The organism is Acinetobacter wanghuae (assembly GCF_009557235.1).
Lineage (GTDB): Bacteria > Pseudomonadota > Gammaproteobacteria > Pseudomonadales > Moraxellaceae > Acinetobacter > Acinetobacter wanghuae.
Genome location: NZ_CP045650.1, coordinates 995,493 through 1,018,404, shown reverse-complemented (window position 1 = coordinate 1,018,404; position 22,912 = coordinate 995,493). Strand labels below are relative to the sequence as shown.

Annotated in this window: 19 protein-coding genes and 1 pseudogene; 8 read left to right on the top strand and 12 right to left on the bottom strand. The window is 41.3% G+C overall.

Annotated features, from left to right (window positions below):
- Positions 1-114: 114 nt before the first annotated feature.
- Positions 115-2,136, bottom strand: coding sequence for an excinuclease ABC subunit UvrB (uvrB, locus tag GFH30_RS04645; protein WP_153371124.1), 2,022 nt, complete (start codon positions 2,134-2,136; stop codon positions 115-117).
- Positions 2,137-2,368: 232 nt separating this feature from the next.
- On the opposite strand from uvrB, the gene GFH30_RS04640 reads away from it, so the two are divergent.
- Positions 2,369-3,151 (top strand): A1S_2505 family phage non-structural protein, encoded by a 783-nt coding sequence (locus GFH30_RS04640; RefSeq protein ID WP_153371123.1) that lies wholly within the window; start codon positions 2,369-2,371, stop codon positions 3,149-3,151.
- 80 nt (positions 3,152-3,231) lie between these two features.
- Here GFH30_RS04640 and GFH30_RS04635 read toward each other — a convergent pair whose 3' ends face one another.
- A complete protein-coding gene (locus GFH30_RS04635; RefSeq protein WP_153371122.1) occupies positions 3,232-3,414 on the bottom strand; it encodes a hypothetical protein in 183 nt (60 codons plus the stop codon).
- A gap of 393 nt (positions 3,415-3,807) precedes the next feature.
- Here GFH30_RS04635 and GFH30_RS04630 point away from each other — a divergent pair, with 393 nt between their 5' ends.
- The 4 genes from GFH30_RS04630 to GFH30_RS04620 all read left to right on the top strand — a co-directional run bounded on the left by GFH30_RS04630 (position 3,808) and on the right by GFH30_RS04620 (position 7,539).
- On the top strand, positions 3,808-4,926 hold the full coding sequence (locus GFH30_RS04630; RefSeq protein ID WP_153371121.1) for an OmpW/AlkL family protein: 1,119 nt from the start codon (positions 3,808-3,810) through the stop codon (positions 4,924-4,926).
- A 133-nt stretch (positions 4,927-5,059) separates the two neighbouring features.
- Positions 5,060-6,271 carry an MFS transporter gene (locus tag GFH30_RS04625; RefSeq protein ID WP_153371120.1) on the top strand — a complete coding sequence of 404 codons (1,212 nt, stop codon included), beginning with the start codon at positions 5,060-5,062 and terminating at the stop codon, positions 6,269-6,271.
- On the top strand, positions 6,264-6,398 hold the full coding sequence (locus tag GFH30_RS13490) for a hypothetical protein (RefSeq protein ID WP_264766837.1): 135 nt from the start codon (positions 6,264-6,266) through the stop codon (positions 6,396-6,398). The genes GFH30_RS04625 and GFH30_RS13490 overlap by 8 nt, the downstream gene beginning before the upstream one ends.
- A gap of 175 nt (positions 6,399-6,573) precedes the next feature.
- The gene (locus tag GFH30_RS04620) at positions 6,574-7,539 is read left to right on the top strand and encodes a TauD/TfdA dioxygenase family protein (protein WP_153371119.1); all 966 of its coding nucleotides are present in this window, start codon (positions 6,574-6,576) and stop codon (positions 7,537-7,539) included.
- A 92-nt stretch (positions 7,540-7,631) separates the two neighbouring features.
- Here the strand turns inward: GFH30_RS04620 and GFH30_RS04615 are convergent, their stop codons facing one another.
- The gene (locus GFH30_RS04615; RefSeq protein WP_153371118.1) at positions 7,632-8,537 is read right to left on the bottom strand and encodes a LysR substrate-binding domain-containing protein; all 906 of its coding nucleotides are present in this window, start codon (positions 8,535-8,537) and stop codon (positions 7,632-7,634) included.
- Positions 8,538-8,646: 109 nt separating this feature from the next.
- Here GFH30_RS04615 and GFH30_RS04610 point away from each other — a divergent pair, with 109 nt between their 5' ends.
- Positions 8,647-9,510, top strand: coding sequence for a pirin family protein (locus GFH30_RS04610; RefSeq protein ID WP_153371117.1), 864 nt, complete (start codon positions 8,647-8,649; stop codon positions 9,508-9,510).
- A gap of 71 nt (positions 9,511-9,581) precedes the next feature.
- Here the strand turns inward: GFH30_RS04610 and sthA are convergent, their stop codons facing one another.
- Positions 9,582-10,997, bottom strand: coding sequence for a Si-specific NAD(P)(+) transhydrogenase (gene sthA / locus GFH30_RS04605; protein WP_153371116.1), 1,416 nt, complete (start codon positions 10,995-10,997; stop codon positions 9,582-9,584).
- Positions 10,998-11,212: 215 nt separating this feature from the next.
- Between sthA and lipA the strand changes: the two genes are divergently transcribed.
- Together lipA and GFH30_RS04595 are read left to right on the top strand one after the other, a co-directional pair.
- Positions 11,213-12,226 carry a lipoyl synthase gene (lipA, locus tag GFH30_RS04600; RefSeq protein WP_153371115.1) on the top strand — a complete coding sequence of 338 codons (1,014 nt, stop codon included), beginning with the start codon at positions 11,213-11,215 and terminating at the stop codon, positions 12,224-12,226.
- Positions 12,227-12,567: 341 nt separating this feature from the next.
- Positions 12,568-15,029, top strand: a pseudogene (locus GFH30_RS04595) (acyl-CoA dehydrogenase).
- A 58-nt stretch (positions 15,030-15,087) separates the two neighbouring features.
- Here the strand turns inward: GFH30_RS04595 and GFH30_RS04590 are convergent.
- The 8 genes from GFH30_RS04590 to GFH30_RS04555 all read right to left on the bottom strand — a co-directional run bounded on the left by GFH30_RS04590 (position 15,088) and on the right by GFH30_RS04555 (position 22,770).
- The gene (locus tag GFH30_RS04590) at positions 15,088-15,963 is read right to left on the bottom strand and encodes an NAD(P)-dependent oxidoreductase (protein WP_153371114.1); all 876 of its coding nucleotides are present in this window, start codon (positions 15,961-15,963) and stop codon (positions 15,088-15,090) included.
- A gap of 9 nt (positions 15,964-15,972) precedes the next feature.
- Complete coding sequence (gene rutG, locus GFH30_RS04585; protein ID WP_153371113.1) at positions 15,973-17,340, bottom strand: pyrimidine utilization transport protein G; 1,368 nt, start codon at positions 17,338-17,340, stop codon at positions 15,973-15,975.
- A 32-nt stretch (positions 17,341-17,372) separates the two neighbouring features.
- A complete protein-coding gene (gene rutF / locus GFH30_RS04580; RefSeq protein WP_406565746.1) occupies positions 17,373-17,840 on the bottom strand; it encodes an NADH-dependent FMN reductase RutF in 468 nt (155 codons plus the stop codon).
- 150 nt (positions 17,841-17,990) lie between these two features.
- Positions 17,991-18,371, bottom strand: a complete 381-nt coding sequence (gene rutC, locus GFH30_RS04575) for a pyrimidine utilization protein C (RefSeq protein WP_153371111.1) — start codon at positions 18,369-18,371, stop codon at positions 17,991-17,993.
- Positions 18,372-18,409: 38 nt separating this feature from the next.
- Positions 18,410-19,156 carry a pyrimidine utilization protein B gene (gene rutB / locus GFH30_RS04570; protein ID WP_153371110.1) on the bottom strand — a complete coding sequence of 249 codons (747 nt, stop codon included), beginning with the start codon at positions 19,154-19,156 and terminating at the stop codon, positions 18,410-18,412.
- On the bottom strand, positions 19,153-20,262 hold the full coding sequence (gene rutA / locus GFH30_RS04565; protein WP_153371109.1) for a pyrimidine utilization protein A: 1,110 nt from the start codon (positions 20,260-20,262) through the stop codon (positions 19,153-19,155). The genes rutB and rutA overlap by 4 nt, the downstream gene beginning before the upstream one ends.
- A 325-nt stretch (positions 20,263-20,587) precedes the next feature.
- Positions 20,588-21,376, bottom strand: a complete 789-nt coding sequence (gene rutD, locus GFH30_RS04560; protein WP_153371108.1) for a pyrimidine utilization protein D — start codon at positions 21,374-21,376, stop codon at positions 20,588-20,590.
- 203 nt (positions 21,377-21,579) lie between these two features.
- A complete protein-coding gene (locus GFH30_RS04555) occupies positions 21,580-22,770 on the bottom strand; it encodes a S1C family serine protease (RefSeq protein ID WP_153371107.1) in 1,191 nt (396 codons plus the stop codon).
- Positions 22,771-22,912 lie beyond the last annotated feature (142 nt).

The following is a 22,912-nucleotide window of genomic DNA, read 5'->3' as shown; positions in this document are numbered from 1 at the left end:
TTTACTTGAAATATCAATGCTTAAAATAGCCTTATCCGCATTTCAGTTGTGTAGCGTTATGTTAGATTTACGATATAATTTACGTAAATCTAACATAATTTAATTACCTTAAAATTAACTCAGCATTTGCGCTTTTAAACGTAAAATCTCATCTCGTAAACGAGCAGCTTGTTCAAACTGTAAATCTTTCGATGCTTTGAGCATCTCTTTTTCAAGCTTGCTCATATGTTTCGCTAACATCTTCGGATTTGCCAAAATATGGCGTTCATCCGCACTTAGTGCGCGCGCTTGTTGTGAGATATTTTCATCAATTTGATCATCATCTAGCACTTCGCCTGTATCAATTTCTTTGATAATTTGGCGAACAGCACTGCGTGGTGTGATGCCATGTTCTTCATTGTATTGAATTTGCTTGGCACGACGGCGATCAGTCTCATCAATGGCTTTACGCATAGAATCGGTAATGCGATCTGCATATAAAATCGCACGCCCTTTTAAGTTACGTGCAGCACGCCCAATCGTTTGAATGAGTGAACGTTCAGAGCGTAAGAAACCTTCTTTATCGGCATCTAAAATGGCAACCAAAGATACTTCTGGCATATCTAAACCTTCACGCAACAAGTTAATGCCAATGAGTACATCATGCACACCGGTACGTAATTCATGAATAATCTTCACGCGTTCTACAGTGTCGATATCAGAATGCAAATATGCCACTTTAATGCCATATTCTTTTAAATAAGACGTTAAATCTTCCGCCATACGCTTGGTCAATGTCGTCACCAAGACCCGCTCATTTAAATCTTTACGTAAGTTAATCTCAGACAACACATCATCGACTTGAGTCAATACAGGACGAATTTCAATTTCAGGATCAATCAAACCTGTTGGACGCACCACTTGTTCAACAATTTGTTGAGATTTTTCCAATTCATAATGCGCAGGCGTGGCACTCACATATACCGTCGTCGGTACAATACGTTCCCATTCTTCAAATTTCATAGGGCGATTATCGAGTGCACTCGGTAAGCGGAAACCATAATTCACTAAATTTTCTTTACGTGAACGGTCACCTTTGTACATCGCACCAATCTGCGACACCGTGACATGCGATTCATCAATAATTAGCAATGCATCATCGGGAATATAATCAAATAAAGTCGGTGGTGCTTCCCCGCTTGGTCGACCCGATAAATGCCGTGAATAGTTTTCGATGCCGTTGGTATATCCCAATTGCTGCATCATTTCTAAATCATAACGAGTTCGCTGTTCAATGCGCTGCGCTTCAAGCAATTTGTCATTTTCACGGAAAAATACCAAACGCTCTTTGAGCTCTTCACGAATAGTTTCTATGGCGCGGGCTAAATTATCCTTAGGTGTTACATAATGGCTTTTTGGATAAATCGTGACGCGTGGCACTTTACGCACCATTTTTCCAGTTAATGGATCAAACCAACGGATGGAGTCGACTTCATCATCGAAGAGTTCAATACGAATGGCGTCTTTATCCGATTCCGCAGGGAAAATATCAATAATTTCACCACGAATACGGTACGTACCGCGTAAGAATTCAAGCTCGTTACGGCTATATTGCATTTCGACCAAACGACGAATAATCTCATCACGATTCAGCCGGTCACCCTGCACAATATGCAATAACATGCTCATATACGCATTAGGGTCACCCAAACCATAAATCGCAGAGACTGACGCAACAATAATCGCATCTCGACGTTCGAGTAATGCCCGTGTTGCAGACAAACGCATTTGGTCAATATGATCATTAATAGCAGCATCTTTCTCAATAAATGTATCGGAAGATGGCACATAGGCTTCAGGCTGATAATAATCGTAATAACTGACGAAGTATTCAACCGCGTTATTCGGGAAAAATGCTTTAAATTCGCCATAGAGCTGTGCTGCAAGCGTTTTATTGTGTGCCATGACGATGGTCGGGCGCTGCGTACGCGCAATCACATTTGCCATGGTGTAGGTTTTACCGGAACCGGTGACACCCAATAAAAGTTGATCGTGATAACCCTGCTCAATGCCTTTGACTAATTTTTCGATGGCTTGAGGCTGATCACCTGCAGGTTGATAATCGGTCACCAGTTGAAATGGGATTTTTTCACTCACAGATACATAACTCAGCCGAAATACGGATCGTTAATTTTAGCAGATTTGCACGCCTCTGCTAAAAAAATCATATCTATACATACTCAATCACTACATTTTGCCAATGAAAAATTGGTTTTTATCCTGATTATTTTTGCGGATAAAATGATTGTTGCAATCGAAAATGAATCTTGCTTGACCCGCCTGAATTAACGAGGCAACATGAGTAAAACATAAGCTAGAACGCATCATCATGACTTATAAATACCACGACGAAAGCATTATCAAAGCATTACCTAAAAATACCGTATTTGTCTTTGGTAGTAATCTGGCAGGACAGCACATCGACGGCGCAGCAAAAACAGCTTTAACACATTTTGGCGCTTTAAAGGGTGTGGGTCGTGGTTGGTCAGGTCAAAGTTATGCGATTCCGACCATTAATGAGCATTTGCAGCAAATGCCATTATCGCAAATTCAACACTATATTGATGACTTTAAAATTTACACGAAAAATCATCCAAAAATTCAGTATTTTATTACCTCACTCGGTTGTGGCATTGCAGGTTATAAAATTGAAGAAATTGCACCGATGTTCCGTGGCATTTCACGTAATGTAATTTTCCCACAATCTTTTAGAGCATTTGTCGAAAAACCTTTACCTAAATTAACGGATACATTCTTACATTGTCTATTTTGTGATGCTGTCATTTTAGCGACGGAATCGGATGCCCTGATTGATGCTTTAGATATTTCGGACAATGAAAAGAGCTTGGCAAAAATCTTAGTCAATACACCGATGTATCCAACCGACAGCAATGACCGCGATCGTGTATTTGAAATACAAGATATTTTGCATAATCTAGAGACTAAAATTCCAGATTTTCAACAGCAAACTGAAAAACCGATGCTTTTTGGTGGCGTGGTATTGGCATTACTTGAGCTGTATCATATTAACGAACAAGACTTTGCCGATGCTTGGCATGCTAAACGCCAAATCACACCACCAAAGCCTGAGCATAAATCTAAGAAGTCTTAGTTAACAGCATGCCTAGGAACATTTAAAAAATATTAAATAATGATCATAAAAAAAAGCACTGAAATTCAGTGCTTTTTTAATTAACGTTTACCCATCGAACGGCGAGTACCACGCGGTGGCATCCAAGTACGGTCTGCATAACGTTGCGGTTTAGGTCGTAAATCTTCTAAGATTTCCTCTGCCGCATTTTGTTCAGCTTGTTTAATTGGAAAAGGCAAATTAACCAAGGCCTTCTTCTTGGTGGAAGAATTTGGGGAGCTCATGTGTGTCACTCAATAGTATCTAGCGCTATTGTACAAAAAAAACCACGACAGGTGTAATTTGTAATTTATCTTGCATATGGTCTTTGTGCAAAATCGTTTTGATCGTTCACCACTTTTTGCTCATGTCTTTCATACATCAATCTAAAAATGCGCTACTCCTTTTAATTCGCATAAGTAGAACATTCATCTAACAGCACCCACTTTCTAGCCGTATATTTAAGCGATTTTTATTACATTAATCCTGTTTAAATCATCAAGAACTGTAACCTATTTGTTATTTAGTTACGTATGAACAACAAAGCCTGATCTATTTTGCGACAAGAATTCTCGCCCTCATTTTAGATAATGCCATAACAACAATGATGAATAAACTTGGACATGGAGTCCTCTTATATGAAAAAAATCTATGCTTGCGTGCTTGGAACAATGGCAGCTTTCCCCGCAATGAGCTATGCAGATTCACCTTATTTTAGTTTAAAAGATGGTGATGGATTTAAGCGTTTTTCCGTGTCTGTCGGTGCGTTACACGTGATGCCTCAAGGCAAAGCCCAACCCTTTCAAGTCAATACTGCAATTCATGAAGGATTTAAGTCTAGCGTTGGCGATATCAAAACTAGCTCAGTGCTTGGTGCAATTGATGAAACTGTCGAAGGCGCATCTGCGAAGAAAAAGGCGTTAGAAACCGTTTTAAATACACCGATTATTAATAAACTGGTTTCATATGAAGATGAAAATGGCGTTCAGTATTTAAAAGGTAGCGTTGCAGGTGAAGCAGAAATTTATGGTTTAGATTCTTGGTCAAATCCAGGGACAGGTTTGGAAGCGGACGATGTCACCACCCTAGGGATCATGACGAACTACTTTTTCACTGACAATATTTCTTTAGAAGTGAAAGCAGGTATACCACCGAAGGTCGATTTATCCGGTAAAGGTAAAATCTATGCGCCATTTAGTGGAACTGCATCGCCTGAAGGTGTCGGCGCAATTATTGGTGACTTACCACTCAAGAGTGATATCGAGATCACAGACTTGGCTGCGCATGGTGCTGCTGCAACAGCCCGTGCTTGGACACCTGCCGCTGAACTGCAATATCATTTTGGTAAAACAGGTGTCAATAAGTTCCGTCCCTATGTAGGCTTAGGGGTTCTTTATGCTTATTTCAATGAACTGAAAATCAATCCCACCATTGAAAATGACTTAATTAATGCCGGTCATATGATTGCCAATATTCAAAATAATCAAGCGGGCGCAGCGTTAGATGGTAAAAAAAGTGATGCGAATCCGAAAGTAAAATTAGATGCAACCGATACTTTCGCTCCAGTAGCCACAGTGGGTTTCACCTATGATTTCAATGATAAATGGTTTGCTGTTGGCTCTGTTTCTTATGCGCATTTGAAAAATGAGACCACCATTACGGTGAGTGATGAAAACTTAGGCGAACTCATTCGCTCTAAAGCAGATATCGAGATTAATCCAATCTTGGCATACGCCGGCGTCGGGATGCGTTTCTAAAAATAAAAAACGGCGTAAGCCGTTTTTTTTACAACCATAAATATTTTTTATTGTTTGTTCAATTTTTATTGAATCGTTTCAGACAAGGCAATGCTCTAATATATGCTCTAAATTTCATCTTATTGGATTCAGCATGTCGGACAGCCAATTTTCAAAACCACTGATTTATATGCTCATTGGTGCTGCAATTATCTTGGCATTGTCTTTAGGTGTTCGACATGCATTTGGACTGTATTTGGTTCCCATGAGTGATGAGTTCGGTTGGGGACACAATGTTTTCAGTCTTGCCATTGCCATGCAAAACTTAATTTGGGGTGCAGTGCAACCCTTTACGGGTGCTTTAGCCGACAAGTATGGCAGTCGTTTAGTCGTTGCCACTGGTGGCTTACTCTATGTCATCGGCTTATTGATGATGGCGGTCAGTTCAACAGGCATATTGCTGAATATCAGTGCGGGGCTTATTTTAGGTTTGGCGCTATCAGCAACCTCGTTCCCAATTTTACTGTCTGCCATCGGTCGCGCTGCTCCACCCGAAAAACGTAGCCTCGCGATGGGGATTGCCAGTGCAGCAGGCTCATTTGGTCAGTTTATTATGCTACCAACGACCTTGTTATTACTACAAAATATTGGGTGGTCAGCGGCATTAGTGGTGAGCGCGATCTTAATTGCACTTATTATGCCCTTAGCAGCAATGCTTAAAGCACCAACCTATGCCGCACCGAATGCAATAACCACCACACAAGCCGCGTTGAGTTTTAAAGACATCCTCATCATTGCCAAAAATCATAAACCATTTTGGTTCTTAGCCTTAGGATTCTTGGTCTGTGGTTTTCAAGTGGTATTTATTGGCATTCATTTGCCAGGGTATTTGATTGATCATGGTTTTAATGCCACCACAGGTACTGTTTTTCTTGCTTTGGTTGGATTGTTTAACGTCGTAGGGACTTATACAGCAGGTTGGCTCGGTGGAAAGTACTCTAAACCGCATTTATTGATGGGGTTATATGGCTTACGCGGCATCGCCATTATCGCATTTTTACTTCTGCCGCTCAGTACATGGACGGTCTATGCCTTTGGTGTAGTAATGGGCTTGCTTTGGCTCTCTACCGTGCCACTCACCAATGGTATTGTCGCCAACATGTTTGGGGTAAAATACTTAAGTATGCTAAGCGGTATTGTGTTCTTCACTCATCAAGTGGGTTCTTTCTTTGGGGGGTGGTTAGGCGGTGTCAATCATGATATGAGTGGCAACTATAATGTGATTTGGATGCTCTCTATTGCGCTGAGCATATTAGGTGTAATAGTTCATTTTTGGGTCAATGAGGAGCAAGTGGTGCATGATTAATTCCACCTTAATGTTTAAAATTGCCCTTGGCTTAACGGTCATGGTTCTGCTGATCTTGTCATTACTGCTGTGGTCAAATACACCACAGCTATTTGACTCTTTTAACCAAGCCTTTTGTGCCCACTAATGTTGACGTTTTCTCAGCAAGGATTTAGCTATATAAAGCACATTAACTTAAATGATTTAAAATCAAAATGATAATACAAAAATTAGGTTTTTCATAAGGTTATCATTTCTTATGATTTTATTTTTAAAAGTGGATTTTTTACATTTTCTCTCATAAAAATTCTCTGAGCAGAAAAATGACAAGTCTAACCCAGCTCTCGCAAGCCATTCACGATGCACCGCGTTGGCATCAGCCTGAACAATTTCAAAATAGCGATGAAATCAAAATCATTCCTCAAGATCATGCGGCACTCGGCGCAATCGTTTATGGTTTAGATGCACGTAAAGCACAATCTGGGGAAACTATTTACAAACTCAAGCAAGCATTGGCACAGCATTTAGTTTTGATTTTTAAACAACAAACGTTAGACGATTTACAATATTTGGCTTTCGCCACTTATTTTGGCGCTATTTTCCGTCCAAGTGCCGATACACCCGTGTTGGCGTCACAACAGGAAAATGGTGTGCCGCCTGATGTCGTTCCTGTCTCGAATGCAGTCGGACAAGGCGATTATACGGGTCATGGTGAACTCACACCGCATGCCGACCATCAATGGACACCACTTCCCTCCTTTGGCTCCTTACTTTATGCCATCGAGCTTCCTAAGGACGGTGGCAAAACTTCATGGATCAATACGATCAAAGCTTATGATGCTTTAGATGAAGAAACCAAAGCAGAGATCGATCAGTTACAACTGATTACCTATAATCCATTTGTGCGTCGTCAAAAAACCAAGGATTTAAACGAGAGTAACGGTTATGGCGAGAGCCCTTTATATCGCTTTAAAGATCAGCCGATCCTCAGCCATGCTTATCCGCATCCATTGGTGCGTATTCATCCAGAATCGGGTCGTAAAGCATTGTGGCTGAATACGCATACTGAAGTTGAATTGGTCAATTATGACGATCAAGCAGGCAGTGCGTTAATTGCAAAATTACGTGCGCATATACAAAAACCTGAGTTTCGTTATGAACACGATTGGCAAATTGGTGATGTTGTCTTTTGGGATAATCAAGCGACTCTGCATTCACGCCAACCCTTTCCCGCAGACCAGCGCAGATTACTGAAGCGTATTAGTTTGGCAGGCAGTCGACCTTTCTAATTTTTACGTGTTCCATGTTGATCAAAATAATCGGGCATGAAAATAAATGATCGTCATGCCCTATCTTCTGTACTTAATTTCACCTTTTGAGCTTATTCGGTCTGTAAATTGCGAAACTCGAGTAACAAGTAATCTAAAAATGCACGTACAGCGGGCAACATCCCTTGCCGTGATGCATATGCCACATGAATGACACCACTTGGCAATTCCCATTCAGGGAAAAGTTGCACTAACTCTCCCGATTTTAATTCATCTCGTACAAAAACTTTTGGCAATGACCCGATTCCCACGCCGAGTTTAACCGCAGTTTTCATCGCAAGGAAGCTATCGGTTTTTAATCTCGGATTTAGACTTAAGCTTTGCTTTTGCATGGATGCTTGATGGGTAAATTCCCAAATATGTTTAGGGCGGTCAAAGCCCACACTTGGATAATCACTCAAATCTTGAAATGTCGTGGGTTCACCATGCACATCAAGAAAAGCAGGTGATGCTATCAAGACATGTCCCCATGCATCAAGTTCCCTAACGACTAAATCACTGTCTTCGATCGGTAAATGTCGAACACGAATGGCTAAATCAATCCCTTGAGCAATCACATCAACACGCTCATTGGTTGCCATGAGTTGAATATGCACAGCAGGGTTTTGTTGCAAAAACCGTGATACGATGCCACCAATCGGGGTTTCAACTAAAGCCACTGGACAGGAAATTTTAATGTTGCCACAAAGTGCATCGTTCAATGTGCTATGAATAAAATTTTCTGCTTCATCGACATCTTCTAAAATTTTTAAGCAATGCGTGTAAAACTGCTGTCCAAGCTCAGTCACGGTAAATTTACGCGTATTACGTTGAATCAAGCGCACATTTAGACGCCCTTCAAGGTCGCTAATACGACGTGAAAGCTTAGATTTGGTAATACCTAAAGCTTCGCTGGCTTTGGTATAACCGTGGTATTTGACTACTTGAACGTAGTAATAATAGTCGTTGAGATTTTGCATCATTGTTTCATTTATAGAATTATCTGTTGATGTTATCGATCTGTATTCAGTCCTACTATAGCCCAATAATAGTCTTCATAAGCAAATTATTATATTGAGGATATGAGCGATGAGTACTATTCAACGTGTTTATCAAAGTGATCGCAGTACTTGGGTTGGTGATGGCTTCCCGACCAACTCCATGTTACCGATGCATGAAATGGGCAATGCGACCAGTCCATTTTTGGTCATGGGTTATACTCAAGATTATGTATTTAGCCCGAGTCAACATCAACGTGGGGTCGGTATGCATCCACATCGCGGATTTGAAACCGTGACCATTGTCTATGACGGTGAACTTGAACATCGGGATTCCAAAGGCAACCACGGCACAATTGGTAAAAATGAAGTGCAATGGATGACGGCGGGTCGTGGCATTATGCATGCCGAACATCACTCGAAAGCCTTTGCACAATCAGGTGGACATTTGGACATGATTCAATTGTGGGTGAATTTACCGAGTCACGCCAAAATGACTGAACCGCGTTATCAAGAATTAACCGAACGCAGTATTCCTGAAATTACTTTAGCTGATCAACAAGGGATTATTCGAGTCATTGCAGGTGAATATTTACATTCAGGCGAGCTTGCTGTTGGTCCTGCACAAACGTTTAGCCCAATGACTGTGCTGGATTTACGTTTCAATACAGGCGCTACGCATCAATTGCAACTCAATCCAAAATGGAACAATATGATTTTCGTATTGAGTGGCGAAATTCAGGTAGATGGTAAAAACTACGGCGCGTTACAAACACTTTATGTGAGGGATCAAACGACTGCCGTTGATATTCAAGTAAATGCAACCAGCAAGCTTTTGGTATTAAGTGGGCAAGCTTTAAATGAACCGATTGTTGCGCATGGTCCATTCGTGATGAATACTCAAGCAGAAATTGATCAAGCGTTTAACGATTTTAATCGTGATCATTTTGCTTAAATACTTAAACGTTGCTTCAATAAAAAACCCGTAAGATAAACTTACGGGTTTTTTGCGTCTAAATTATAAAATTAGAACAAACGATTCATACCGTTTAATGTTGCTACACGGTACGCTTCCGCCATGGTTGGGTAGTTAAACGTCGTTTCAACAAAATACTTGATGGTGTTGTTTGGACTATTCATCACGGCCTGACCAATGTGGATAATTTCCGATGCGTTATTACCGAAGCAATGTACGCCTAAAACTTCTAAAGTTTCACGATGGAACAGAATCTTCAGTTCGCCCATCGTATCACCAGTAATTTGGGCACGTGCCAAATGACGGAATGATGCTTGTCCGACTTCGTACGGAATTTTTTCTTCCGTTAACTGTTGCTCTGTTTTACCAATCGAAGAAATTTCAGGAATGGTATAAATCCCAGTCGGAATATCCGTTACAGGTTTTACATTTTCTTCGCCATTCATATTCGCGCCTGCGCAACGACCTTGGTCATAGGCAGCCGAAGCAAGTGAAGGCCAACCAATGACATCACCCGCCGCATACACATTTTCAACTTCAGTTTGGTATTGATCATTCACCGTTAACTGACCACGGCTATTTGGTTTTAAACCAATATTTTCAAGACCTAAACCATCGGTATTACCCGAACGACCGTTACACCACAAAATCGCATCAGCTTTGATTTTTTTGCCACTTTGGGTATGCATAATCACGTGATTATCAAAAGTTTCAAGATAATCAATTTGTTCGTTATGACGAATTAACACACCTTGTTCACGTAAGTGATAAGACAAAGCATCTGAAATTTCATCATCCAAATAGCTGAGGAGCTTCGGCTGAGTATTAATTAGATCAACTTTATGTCCAAGACCGATGAAGATGGATGCATATTCACAACCAATCACGCCTGCACCATAAATGATGATTTTTTGGATTGAGAAATCCAGATCCAAAATTTTGTCTGAATCAAATACACGTGGATGGTTAAAATCTAAAATTTCTGGACGATATGGACGTGAACCCGTTGCAATGACCAATTGCTTGAACATTAACGTTTCTTTAATACCCTCAGGACTAAAGACGAAAATAGTATTTTGATCTTGCACGTAAGCACGACCATGGTAGATATCAATCTTATTGCGGTCATAGAAACGCGAATGTGTTTCTACTTGCTGTTGAATCACTTTGTGCGCATTTCGAAGCACTTGCTTCATGGTGTATTGTTTCCAATCACCCACTTTTTGGAACATTGGATCACGTTGATATCGAATAATGCTCGATACGGTTTGACGCAATGCTTTACTTGGAATCGTACCGACATGGGTACAGTTACCACCCAATTGTTCACGCATATCAACAATTGCAACGCGTTTGCCGGATTTAGCAAGCTTCATTGCCGCGCCTTCGCCCGCAGGGCCTGAACCTAGAACTACCGCATCATACTTAACGAAAGTCCCACTAACGACCTCTTTCTTACGTGGCATTCAACGCTCCTTTAAAATTCAAAAAATTCGCTTTAATCTAAGCCATTATTATGACGCAAATATGGCACACATGGTGTATTTAACTCGTATATATTAAGTGATAGGATCATTTTTTAAATGAATAATGCTTTTCGCCCTATTTGTCATGAACTTGGTTATACTTAAAGGGCTATCTTTGATCATCTCCCCCTTCAAAAACAGTGGAAAAGTTGAATATGTCTGAGAACCGTAAACCTGAACAGGGTGTTAAACTTCGTGGCGCAGAAAAAGTTGCTCGTATTCCTGTAAAAGTGATCCCTACGGTTGAAACACCGCGAAAACCGGATTGGATTCGCGTCAAAATGGCAGCCCCTGAAGAGGTTCAACGCATCAAAAGTACGCTTCGCGAGCAAAAACTTCATACTGTCTGCGAAGAAGCAGCATGTCCAAACCTGCCTGAATGTTTCGGTGGGGGTACGGCAACCTTTATGATTATGGGTGATATTTGTACCCGTCGTTGTCCATTCTGTGACGTTGCGCATGGTCGCCCTAATGCTTTAGACCCAGATGAACCGCGCCATATGGCTGAAACCATTTCTAATTTAGGTTTGAAATATGCGGTCATTACCTCTGTCGATCGCGATGACCTGTTAGACGGTGGTGCACAGCATTTTGTAGATTGTATTAAAGAAGCACGTGCGTTAAGTCCAAATACCTTACTTGAAATTTTAGTGCCTGACTTCCGTGGTCGTATGGATATCGCGCTACGTATTATGACAGAATGCCCACCTGACGTATTTAACCATAATATTGAAACTGTGCCGCGTTTATATAAAGCGATGCGTCCAGGTTCAGACTATCAACATTCTCTAAATTTACTCAAAATGTTTAAAGAATATTGTCCAGATGTACCCACCAAATGTGGTTTGATGGTCGGTCTAGGTGAAACTGAAGAAGAAGTCTTAGCGCTCCTTGATGATCTACGCGCACATGATGTGGATTACATTACGATTGGTCAGTATTTACAGCCATCAAAACAACATGCACCGCTTGATCGTTTTGTGACACCTGAAGAATTCGAGCGTTATACTGCACATGGTCAAAAATTAGGTTTCCGTAATATTTGGGCAGCACCTATGGTACGTTCAAGCTACTTCGCTGACCGTCAATACTATGGCGAGCCTGTACCAGCAGTACGTCGTAAAGCAGATCCTGCGAAAAAAATTACAGTTCAAACCATCGAAGCTTAAATTCGATCAGATAAAAAAGCGCTCACTATTGAGCGCTTTTTTATGCCTTTAACTTGGATATTCCTACTAATAGATACTGCATTTGTCTATTTAACTTTTACCTAATACTACATTTATCCCACATTTATCCTTTTTACCCTTTGCTCAAAAAGCTCTAGCTTAATCAACAGAGGTAGCGTCTTCGCAACACAGCGAAATCAACACACTGCCGTTTCGGATTATTATTTTAATTGACCTGATTCTTAGCTTAAGTACGCATTAGAAAAATTTAAAACTAAATGCTTTTCACACACGTCTTGAGTACTTAAGACAGAATGAAGTCTTCAATGGGAGGATTATTTATGTTCTTCATTATAAGTGTAGCCATTTTAGCACTTGCCGTATGGGCGGTTTTTTTCTTTGCTTTATCACGGATGGCAGGTGCCATTTCACTGATTATTATTTCTATTTTAGTGGCTTTTTTAAGCCCTTGGTCACTTTTACTGGGTATTCCCCTTATCCTCATCAGCTTAGTGGTGTTAATTGATCCTTTAAGAATGGCACTCATCACCAAGCCTGCGTATAAAGCCTTGGCAAAAGCCATGCCTGCCATGAGTACCACCGAACGCGAAGCCTTGGACTCAGGCACCAGTTGGTGGGAAAAGAGCTATTTATGGGAGCACCGAATTGGGAAACGTTTCACGATTATCCCTATCCAAAACTCTCCAATGAAGAACAAGCATTTTTAGACAATGAAGTTGAACAACTATGCAGCATGCTCAATGAATGGGAAATCCACCAAAATAAAGACCTCCCTGAACACGTATGGCAATTCATTAAAGACCATGGTTTTTTAGGGCTGATTATTCCTAAATCCTACGGTGGCCGTGAGTTTTCATCATTTGCCCAAAGCCGCATTATGAGCAAAATTGCCTCACGCTCATTAACCACAGCGGTCAGTTGCATGGTGCCTAATTCACTTGGACCCGGGGAACTGTTACTGCATTAGGGTACAGAAGCACAAAAAGATCGTTATCTGCCGGGACTTGCTAAAGGCGAAGAAATTCCCTGCTTTGGTCTGACTAGTCCAGAAGCGGGTTCAGATGCGGGTGCGATTCCAGATAGTGGTGTGGTCTGTTACGGAGAATTTGAAGGTCAACAAGTGCTTGGCTTAAACATGAATTTTTCTAAGCGTTGGATCACGCTTGCGCCAATTGCCACCGTGGTGGGTCTAGCTTTTAAAATGTATGATCCTGATGGCTTACTAGGTGATGCCAATAAAAAAGAATACGGTATTACCTGCGCATTACTGCCTGCCAACCATGACGGCGTTCAAGTCGGCGCACGACATAATCCCGGCTCACCCTTTATGAACGGTACGGTCGATGGAAAAGATGTTTTTATTCCCCTCGACTGGATTATTGGCGGTGTTGAAAATGCAGGTAAAGGTTGGCGTATGCTGATGGAATGTCTTGCCGTTGGGCGTGGCATTTCATTACCTGCACTGTCTACTGCCGCAGGTGAAATGACTTATTTAAATGTCGGTGCATTTGCGCGTATTCGTCAACAATTTAAAATTTCTGTCGGCAAATTTGAAGGTGTACAAGAAGCGACCAGTGAAATTGCTTCCGATACTTATATGCTCGAAGCCTTTCGCTATTTAGTCACCTGTGGACTCAACCAAGGTGGAAAACCCGCAGTCATGACGGCTATGGCCAAATACTACGCCACTGAGACCATGCGTAAAGTGGTTAATCATGGTATGGATGTTGTCGGTGGACGTGCCATTCAAATGGGTCCACGTAACTTTATTGCATTGAATTATCAAGCGATTCCCGTCTCTATTACGGTTGAAGGTGCAAATATTTTAAGTCGTTCTTTAATGATTTTTGGTCAAGGTTCAATGCGTTGTCATCCTTACCTGTTTGAAGAACTACAACTTTTACAGGCTGATGATAAAAACACAGCATTGCACAGTTTTAATGACATGTTATTTAAACATCTAGGCTATACCTTTAATCGTACCGCTCGCTCATTGGCTTATGGCTTCACAGGCGGCTCTAGTACAGCACCAAAAAGTGCCACTGATTTTACGCGTCCGTATTATAAAGTAATTAACCGACTCAGTAGCAATTTTGCCCTCACTGCGGATATGTGCCTTGGTTTACTTGCGGGTGATATCAAACGTAAAGAAATGCTCTCAGGTCGTTTAGCGGATATCCATTCACATCTATTTATTGCCACCGCAATTTTAAAATACTTTGAACATAGCAAAAAAACCGAAGCTGAAAAGTTACATGCCAAACTTGCTGTTGAGAAAGCGCTTTTTAATGCGCAGGAAGCTTTTTATGGTTTATTTGCCAACTTCCCTCAGGGTGTCGCAGCAGGCTTAGTTAAAATGGTCTGTTTTCCATTTGGACGACCTGTGAAAGCCCCTTCCGACACATTAAAACGTCATGTTGCTGAAAGCATGATGCAAGATAATGCTTTTAGGAATGAGCTCAAAAAACATGTTTATTACAACACCGAAGAGCATGATGTAACAGGACGAATGGAATCCACTTTCTTAATGCTCCTTGATGTTGAAGCATTATGGGATCGGTTTAAAAAAGCTGAATCGAAAGGAAAATTTGCAGGTTTAAGCTTTGAAGAACATATAGTGGATGCACAGCAACAAGGCTTTATCACGGACAATGAGGCAGAAAAGCTGCTTAGCTATAATGCCAAACGTTTTGATAGCATGTTAACGGACATCTTTGATGAAACCTTAACAGAGGTTTTAGACTTAGAGAATCCACACTTAACCGCGACTCCCACTTCTTAATGCAAACCTAAAAAAGCGACCCGATTGGGTCGCTTTTTTCGTTCACAAATAATGAAAATTAATCATGCAGTTGAATTTCAGTTTGTCGTTCTAAAATTTGTACTGCGGCAGAAAAATCAAGTTGCTGTGCTTGTGATTTATTCAACAAATTAAATTGCTGCTGAATCAATTGCATATTGGGTAAAGCTAAATCTTGCTCACTCATTAAATCGAGCGCAATGCCAATATCTTTTTGCAATAAATCAAGCGCAAAGGTTTTCTCAAAAGAGCGACTCAATACGCGCTGTGAAATAATCGTTTCAGACATTTTACTTTGCCCGCTCGAATGATTAATACAATTAACCGCTGCTGACAAGTCGACCCCATTTGCTTTGAGCACCGTGAGACCTTCTGCCAATGCCCATAAATGAGTTGCCATAAGGGTGTTATTGACAGCTTTCACAGCAAAACCTGTCCCACTTTCACCCACATATTCAATTAAGCCTGAAAATGCTTGAATAATGGGCTGCGCTTGTTGAAAAGCCTGTTCATCACCGCCGACCATGACCGTCAATGTTCCGCTTTCAGCACCAATGGTTTGACCTGAAACCGGTGCATCCAAATAATGGCAACCGATTCTCTTTAACTCTTGCGATAGTTTCTGCGCTGATGCAGGCACACCACTGGTACAGTCAATCCAAATCGCACCCGCTTTCGGTGGATATTGGGCAATGAGCTGCTCAACATCCGCACTGGTCGGCAAACAACTTATAATAAAATCAGCCTGAACCGCTTCTTCAATAGAGACAGCTTGCGTGTTGAAACATTGCGCATGCTGCTCAGCTTTGGCAACTGTTCGATTCCATACCAAAACATCCAGGCCAAGCTTTGGCAAATGAGATGCCATATGCCATCCCATTGCCCCGAGTCCCAAAAATGCCACACGTTGATTCAAAATTTGCTCCTAGTGCTGAATAGCTGCATCTGAACTTAAATCAGACTCTGGTTTTTCATTGATGCTTGCCGGCGCTTCTTGATCATCACCACGACTTAAGAACAGGTTCAGTAAAATAGCGGCTAAGGTTGCGGTACCAATCCCACCTAAATCAAATCCACCAATTTGTAGACTATAATTCCCCGTACCCATAATCACACTCACCGCTGCGATTAATAACGTACTATTCTTAGTAAAATCAATACGATTATCGACCCAGATTTTGGCACCCGCTACTGTAATTAAACCAAATACCACAATCGAAGCACCGCCTAATAAAGCCACTGGAATCGTACTAATCACCGCACCAAACTTAGGGGATAGACCCAGCAAAATTGCAACTAAACCTGCGAAGATAAACACTGTGGTGGCATATACTTTTGTGACTGCCATCACCCCAATATTTTCTGCGTATGTGGTCATACCCGTGCCACCAACGGAAGCTGACAATGACGTACATACCCCATCTGCAAAGAAACCTCGTCCCATATAAGGGGTTAAGTTTTTGCCAGTCATAGCAGAGACAGCTTTAAAATGTCCTAGATTTTCTGCAATCAAAATAATAGCAACAGGTGCAATCAACATCATTGCAGTGGCATCAAATACAGGGGTTTGGAAGGTCGGCAGACCAAACCATGCTGCTTCTGAAACTTTGCTAAAATCAATTGCTGTGCCAAAACCTAAAACATTGGTTAAAATGAAATAAATAAAATAAGACGATACTAAGCCAAGCAATAATAATAAACGGCGTACCATACCGCGGGTAAATACAGCGATCACACTGATACAGACAATTGTAATTAATGCCATCCATGCATCAAATTGATTAGCAGAGACACTTTTGATGGCAACAGGCGCGAGGTTTAAACCAATAATCATCACAATGGCACCGGTCACGATCGGAGGCATCAGCTTTTCAATCCAAGCTGTTCCCGTTTTCATTACAATTGCACCAACAATGGCGTAGACAATACCGCAAGCGATGGTTCCACCAAGCGCTAAACCAATATTGGCATTGGCACCAACACCCGCATATCCTGTAGCCGCAGCAACCGCGCCAATAAACGCAAAACTTGAGCCTAAGTAACTCGGTAAACGACCACCTGTCATGAGGAAAAATAAGATCGTCCCAATGCCAGTAATAAAGATGGTGAGATTTGGATCAAAGCCCATTAATAAGGGGGCAAGTACAGTAGCACCAAACATGGCGAATGCATGTTGTAAGCCCAATACAATGCTTTTACCTGCGGGCAGATATTCATCTGTCTGCACAGGTGTTATGTCTAAATCGCCTTGATAAGGCTTAAATTTTGGAAACCACGATTCTTTTGTTTGCATTGACTTCCCCTCCTAAATTAGGAATGTTTTGATCACATAGACTGTGTCTCGCAATAAGAACGATTAAAATAAACTAACGCATTTTCTTCAGATTGTTGGCGGATCGCTTTGACCTGACAAAATAGGACATCATGACTACCAATCGATACGCTTTGCACCACGCGACAATCAAAACTGACTAAAGCATCTTCCAGTACGGGTGCTTGGGTCAGTAGTGTTCGCCATTTTCCTTCAGCAAAACGTGCTGACATTGGTGTTTTGCCGCCAAATACATTTGAAAGATGCTGCTGTTGAGCATTCAATGTATTCACACACAGCACCTGATTTGTTTTAAAAGTTTCATACACCGATGCTGAACGGTTTAAGCACACCAACAATGTCGGTGGTGAATCACTGACACTACATACTGCCGATGCCGTAAAACCTGCTTTACCTGCGTGTCCATCCGTTGTAATGACATTCACAGCTGCTGCAAGTTTTGACATACCTTGTCTAAACATTTGCTGATCGACGTGACCAACATCTTCATTTATCGTGCTACAGCGTTCTAATTGTTGTGCAAGTTGTTGGGAGATTTTTGCATTCATTTTCATTTCCCCTTTACAGGATTTAGCATGATTCATGCCATGTATCAGTCCGGCGAATATCTTTTAAACATGAGCAATCGACGCGATTTCAACCAAGGCATCTGGTTTGACTAGTCCCGTTTGTACGCAGTAACGTGCCGGCTTATCTCCCGGGAAATAGTCCGCATAGACCGCGTTAATAGCGGTATAGTCAGCCCAATCTTTGACAAATACGTGATTAAAAGTCACATCATCCATACTGCCGCCTGCTGTCTCGATCACCTTTTTAATGGTTTCCAAAATGTGCCGTGTTTGTGCAGCTGCATCGCCCACATGCACTACATTGTTGTTTTCATCAAAAGCCAAGGTGCCTGATACATAGACAATATTGTCAGCTTTGGTTGCGGGCACATACGGTGCGAGTGGTTTAGATGTTCCTTCAGGAATAATGATGTCTTTTGGCATGATTCGACCCTCTATTTATTTATATGTTCAATCTATGGTTATGCGGTTTTGGCGTAGTCTGGTTGCTGACTCGATGTTTTAAAGGTGTCAACAAAATGAGCGGTATCGGACACCCATCCAAAAAAGGTTTTAATGTTATAAAGACTAGCGTCATGTGCTTCGACAGGACCCGCTTGATAACACGCATCAGCAAGGGCGACGCCAAAATATTCTAAGAAGAAACCGTCTCGAAGGGTCGATTCCACGCAAACATTGGTCGCAATGCCGACAAAGACCAAATTACGAATGCCGCGAACCCGCAACATACTGTCTAATGCGGTATTAAAGAATCCGCTGTAACGTGGTTTTTCAATGACAATGTCCTGCGGCAGTGGCTGTAAAGCATCTATCAGTTCAAAATCCCAACCGCCTTTTGCCAAAAGTTTGCCCTGCAATTCAGGCTGTTGACGCATAGTTTTTAATGCATTGGATTTATGGAAATTTGGTGAATCAAGACCACCAGCCTCTTTATATTCAGCATCCCAACCATTTTTAAAGTAAATCACTTGAATGCCAGCCGCATGTGCTGCATCCACAGCTTTTTGGATGTTCTCTACCACAGGTTGTGTTTTTGAAACATCAAAGCCAGCCAAGTCCAAATAACCACCTTCGGAGGTATAGGCATTTTGCATATCAATGACGATTAATGCTGTTTGTTCAGCTGCCAGTTGAATACATTCAGGCTCAGCTTTTAAAACTTTGCCATTGCCATTTGCCGCTGTGAATTGACTACATACGATACTCATGCGATTTTCTCCAAGACAGTTGCTGCTTCGCCTTCAACCACAACGTGTTGACGACATGCCATTAACGGTTGAATGCGTTGTCCGAAATCTTCCACGCCTTGAATAAAATCATCGAAAGTTAATAAAATGCCTTCTGTTCCTTCAATTTCACCAATTTCATCCAGCATTTTTGCGACATTTTCAAATGAGCCTACCAAAGTGCCCATATTGATATTGACAGGTGAAACACTCGATGCCATTTGACGAATATTGGTGTCTGCACCTGATTTTGTATCTTTACCTCCCTGATTCATCAGCCAATTGATTGCTTCCATATCCGCACCATCGTTATAGTGCTGCCATTTCGCAAATGCTTCCTCGTCAGTTTCTGCTGCAATCACCATAAATAAAACATAGGTTTGCACATCACGACCGGTTCGATCGGTATGGGTTTTCAGACGGTCATTAATCTCGGCATAAGCGGTTGGGGTATTTAAACCTTTGCCAAACACGAAGTTGTAATCGGCATATTGTGCTGAGAAAGCCAAACCTGCATCGGACTGCCCTGCACAAATAATTTTCATGTCGGCTTGTGGTTGTGGACTGACGCGGCAATCTTCCATTTGGAAGTGCTCACCTTTGAAGTCTGATCGACCTGTTGCCCAAAGTTCACGCAGAATGTGCACATATTCAGATAAATATTCATAACGCTTACCGAAATATTCATCGCCCGGCCACATACCCATTTGGGTATATTCTGGTGCTTGCCAACCCGTTACTACGTTTAAGCCAAAACGACCATTTGAAATCGAATCAATTGTGGATGCCATACGCGCGACAATGGCAGGCGGCATGACTAAAGTGGCAGCGGTGGCATAAATTTTAATTTTACTGGTGACAGCAGCAAGACCTGCCATTAAGGTAAATGTTTCTAAGTTATGATCCCAAAATTCTGTCTTGCCGCCAAAGCCACGCAACTTGATCATACTGAGTGCAAAGTCAAAACCATAATGCTCCGCACGTTGCACGATTGTTTTATTTAACTCAAAAGTCGGTTGGTATTGTGGTGCATTTTCAGAGAGCAACCATCCATTATTTCCAACGGGACAAAAGACACCGATTTTCATTTGCACACCTCATTTGATTGATCAATGATTCATGTTGTATTCCAAGTTTAGGAATTTCATTTACTCATGAAATATTGCAAACTGCGTGCCAGAAATGTTTAATTTATATTTTTCATATATTTAATATTTATATTTTTTACTTTTTAGTAAAAACCAAGTTTTATAAGATGAATCAATTTAATCCATTTTGTTTCATTCAAGTGCATTCAGCTTAAATGACGCTTGCTTTCTTTTTGGGATTGAGTGCTCTTTTTAAGAAAAGTGATTCATTAGAAAAAATAAAAAAGCCAAGACTATGGCTTGGCTTTTAGCATAACGATTTAGATTACTTTTTGAAAAAATCGAGGATACATCGATTCAGATTTTCAGTTTCAGTCAGCGTAGATGCATGCCCACCTGTGGCTAAAAGGCTTAACTGGCTTTTTGGCAGCAATTGCTTTAACTGCGCTGACTGATGAAATGGCACCAAAAAATCATCCTGGTTAGCAATGAGATGAATTGGGATCTTTGCTAAAGCCTGTTGATGAAGTTCATTCAAATGAAAAGCTTGCACTGCGTCAAGTCGAGCTTTGACATTATGAATAGGTGGAAAATCCAAAAGCTGTTGGTCTTCCATCTGGCGAATTTTTTGATGATGCTGTGAGATCCAAGCCGGAGGATATAAAAATAGGGCTTGCGCGCGCACATAGGCCTCTGCCCCACTATCTAGCAATAAATGTGTTCTGGCGGCAAAACATTTTTGCGTATGCGGATCTAATTCAGCCCATGAATTGATTAAGGTTAGGCTTAGCATGTTTAAGTTGTTTTGACTCAAATGTAGCGCGAGCTGCATGCCAATATGGCCACCCAAAGCATGCCCAATGAAATGAAAACTCTGGATTTCTTCAGCAAGCAAAAGATCCCGTAATTGCTGTGCCATATGATCGATACTATACGGCTGTGGTAATAATGCAGAATCCTGATGGCAGCCTTCTTGGTCATAGGTCACCACATGAAAGTGCTGTTGCAAGGCTGCAATTTGCGGTGCCCAAAAACTTGCATGCCCCCCTAAACCTGAAGATAGCACCACATAATCAGCATTCGGATTCGGACATAAATAAATCAATACAGACATACATTTCTCTATATAACATTTGCCTGTTATTGAGCAAGATACGTGCCTAATTTGGTATTTTTTTGACCAAATATTCAAATTCCTTCATCGCTATAGCGTTATATTTTATCTCATCAATATAAATACCCATCACTAAACCAACAGTATGTATATTTTTTTGACGTAAAAAATCCCTCCGAAGAGGGATTTTTAAAGCAGAGTGATTATTGCGGTTCAGGCAGCGGAATATATTGCGACTGCGCATTTCGAGTCTGCATTTTACGCTCGCCAATTTTCACATCTAAAGTTAGTGGTTTTGAGTCTCGTTCCAATGAGACTTTGACCGTGCTATTTGGCATTTGCAGTGCGACATAATTCACCAAATGTGATGCAGAGCTAATCACTTCATCATTCACGCTTAAAATCACATCACCTTTTTGCAAGCCTGCTTGTGCTGCCGGACCATTCGGCTCAACATTGGCAACCACCACGCCTACGGTTTTCGGTTTTAAGAAGTCCTCTTGTACCGCTGGTGCGAGACCAATCCCAAGATAACCACGCACTACGCGACCATCTTTTAGAATTGCATTAAGCACTTGTTGACAGATCTTAGCGGGAATTGCGAAACCAATGCCGAGTGAACCACCCGATTGCGAGAAGATCGCAGTATTAACCCCAATTAAGTTCCCTGCGACGTCAATTAAAGCACCACCAGAATTCCCAGGATTAATCGCAGCATCGGTTTGAATAAAGTCTTCATAGGTATTGATGCCTAAATCTGAACGACCTGTCGCTGAAATAATCCCTTGTGTGACTGTTTGCCCGACACCAAATGGATTACCAATGGCAAGTACAACATCACCGACTTCATTACCACTGAGTTTAAATGGCAATACTGGCAAATCATCTAAATCAATTTTAATGACGGCTAAATCAGTTTCAGGATCTGTACCAACCACAGTCGCTAAAGCACGACGACCATCTTGTAAGCCAACCACAATCTGATCTGCCTGAGCAATCACATGGTTATTCGTCAAAATATAACCGTCTTTGCGTACAATCACTCCAGAACCCAAACTGTTTTCATTTGGTGCTTGTTTAAATTGATCAGGTAATTGATTGCCAAAGAACTCACGAATAACAGGATCATTCAGGAGTGGATTGGTCTGTTGTTTAACTTTTTGCGTGGTAAATACATTCACAACCGCAGGAGCCGCAACTTTCACTGCAGCGCTATAAGACACAACACCCCCAGTTCGAGTCGTGTTAATTAAAGGCTCCACTTTTTCAGCAGGCATTTTTACGCCATCAATAGCAACAGGTGGTTTCGGTTTATTAAATTGTTGCCAACCCAAAAAACCAACAATCACAAATATTAGTAACACCCAAGGTAACCATGTAAAGGTCTTGCGCACGTCCTCATCCTCTAAATGTTTTAATTCGTTGATGGCAAAAGTAAATTCGTCAATATTGTAATCTTAAATAAAAAATGCAACATAAAAAAGCAAAAGAGATTTGTGCGGCTTTAGTTACCATGCAAAATATGCTTTGATAATC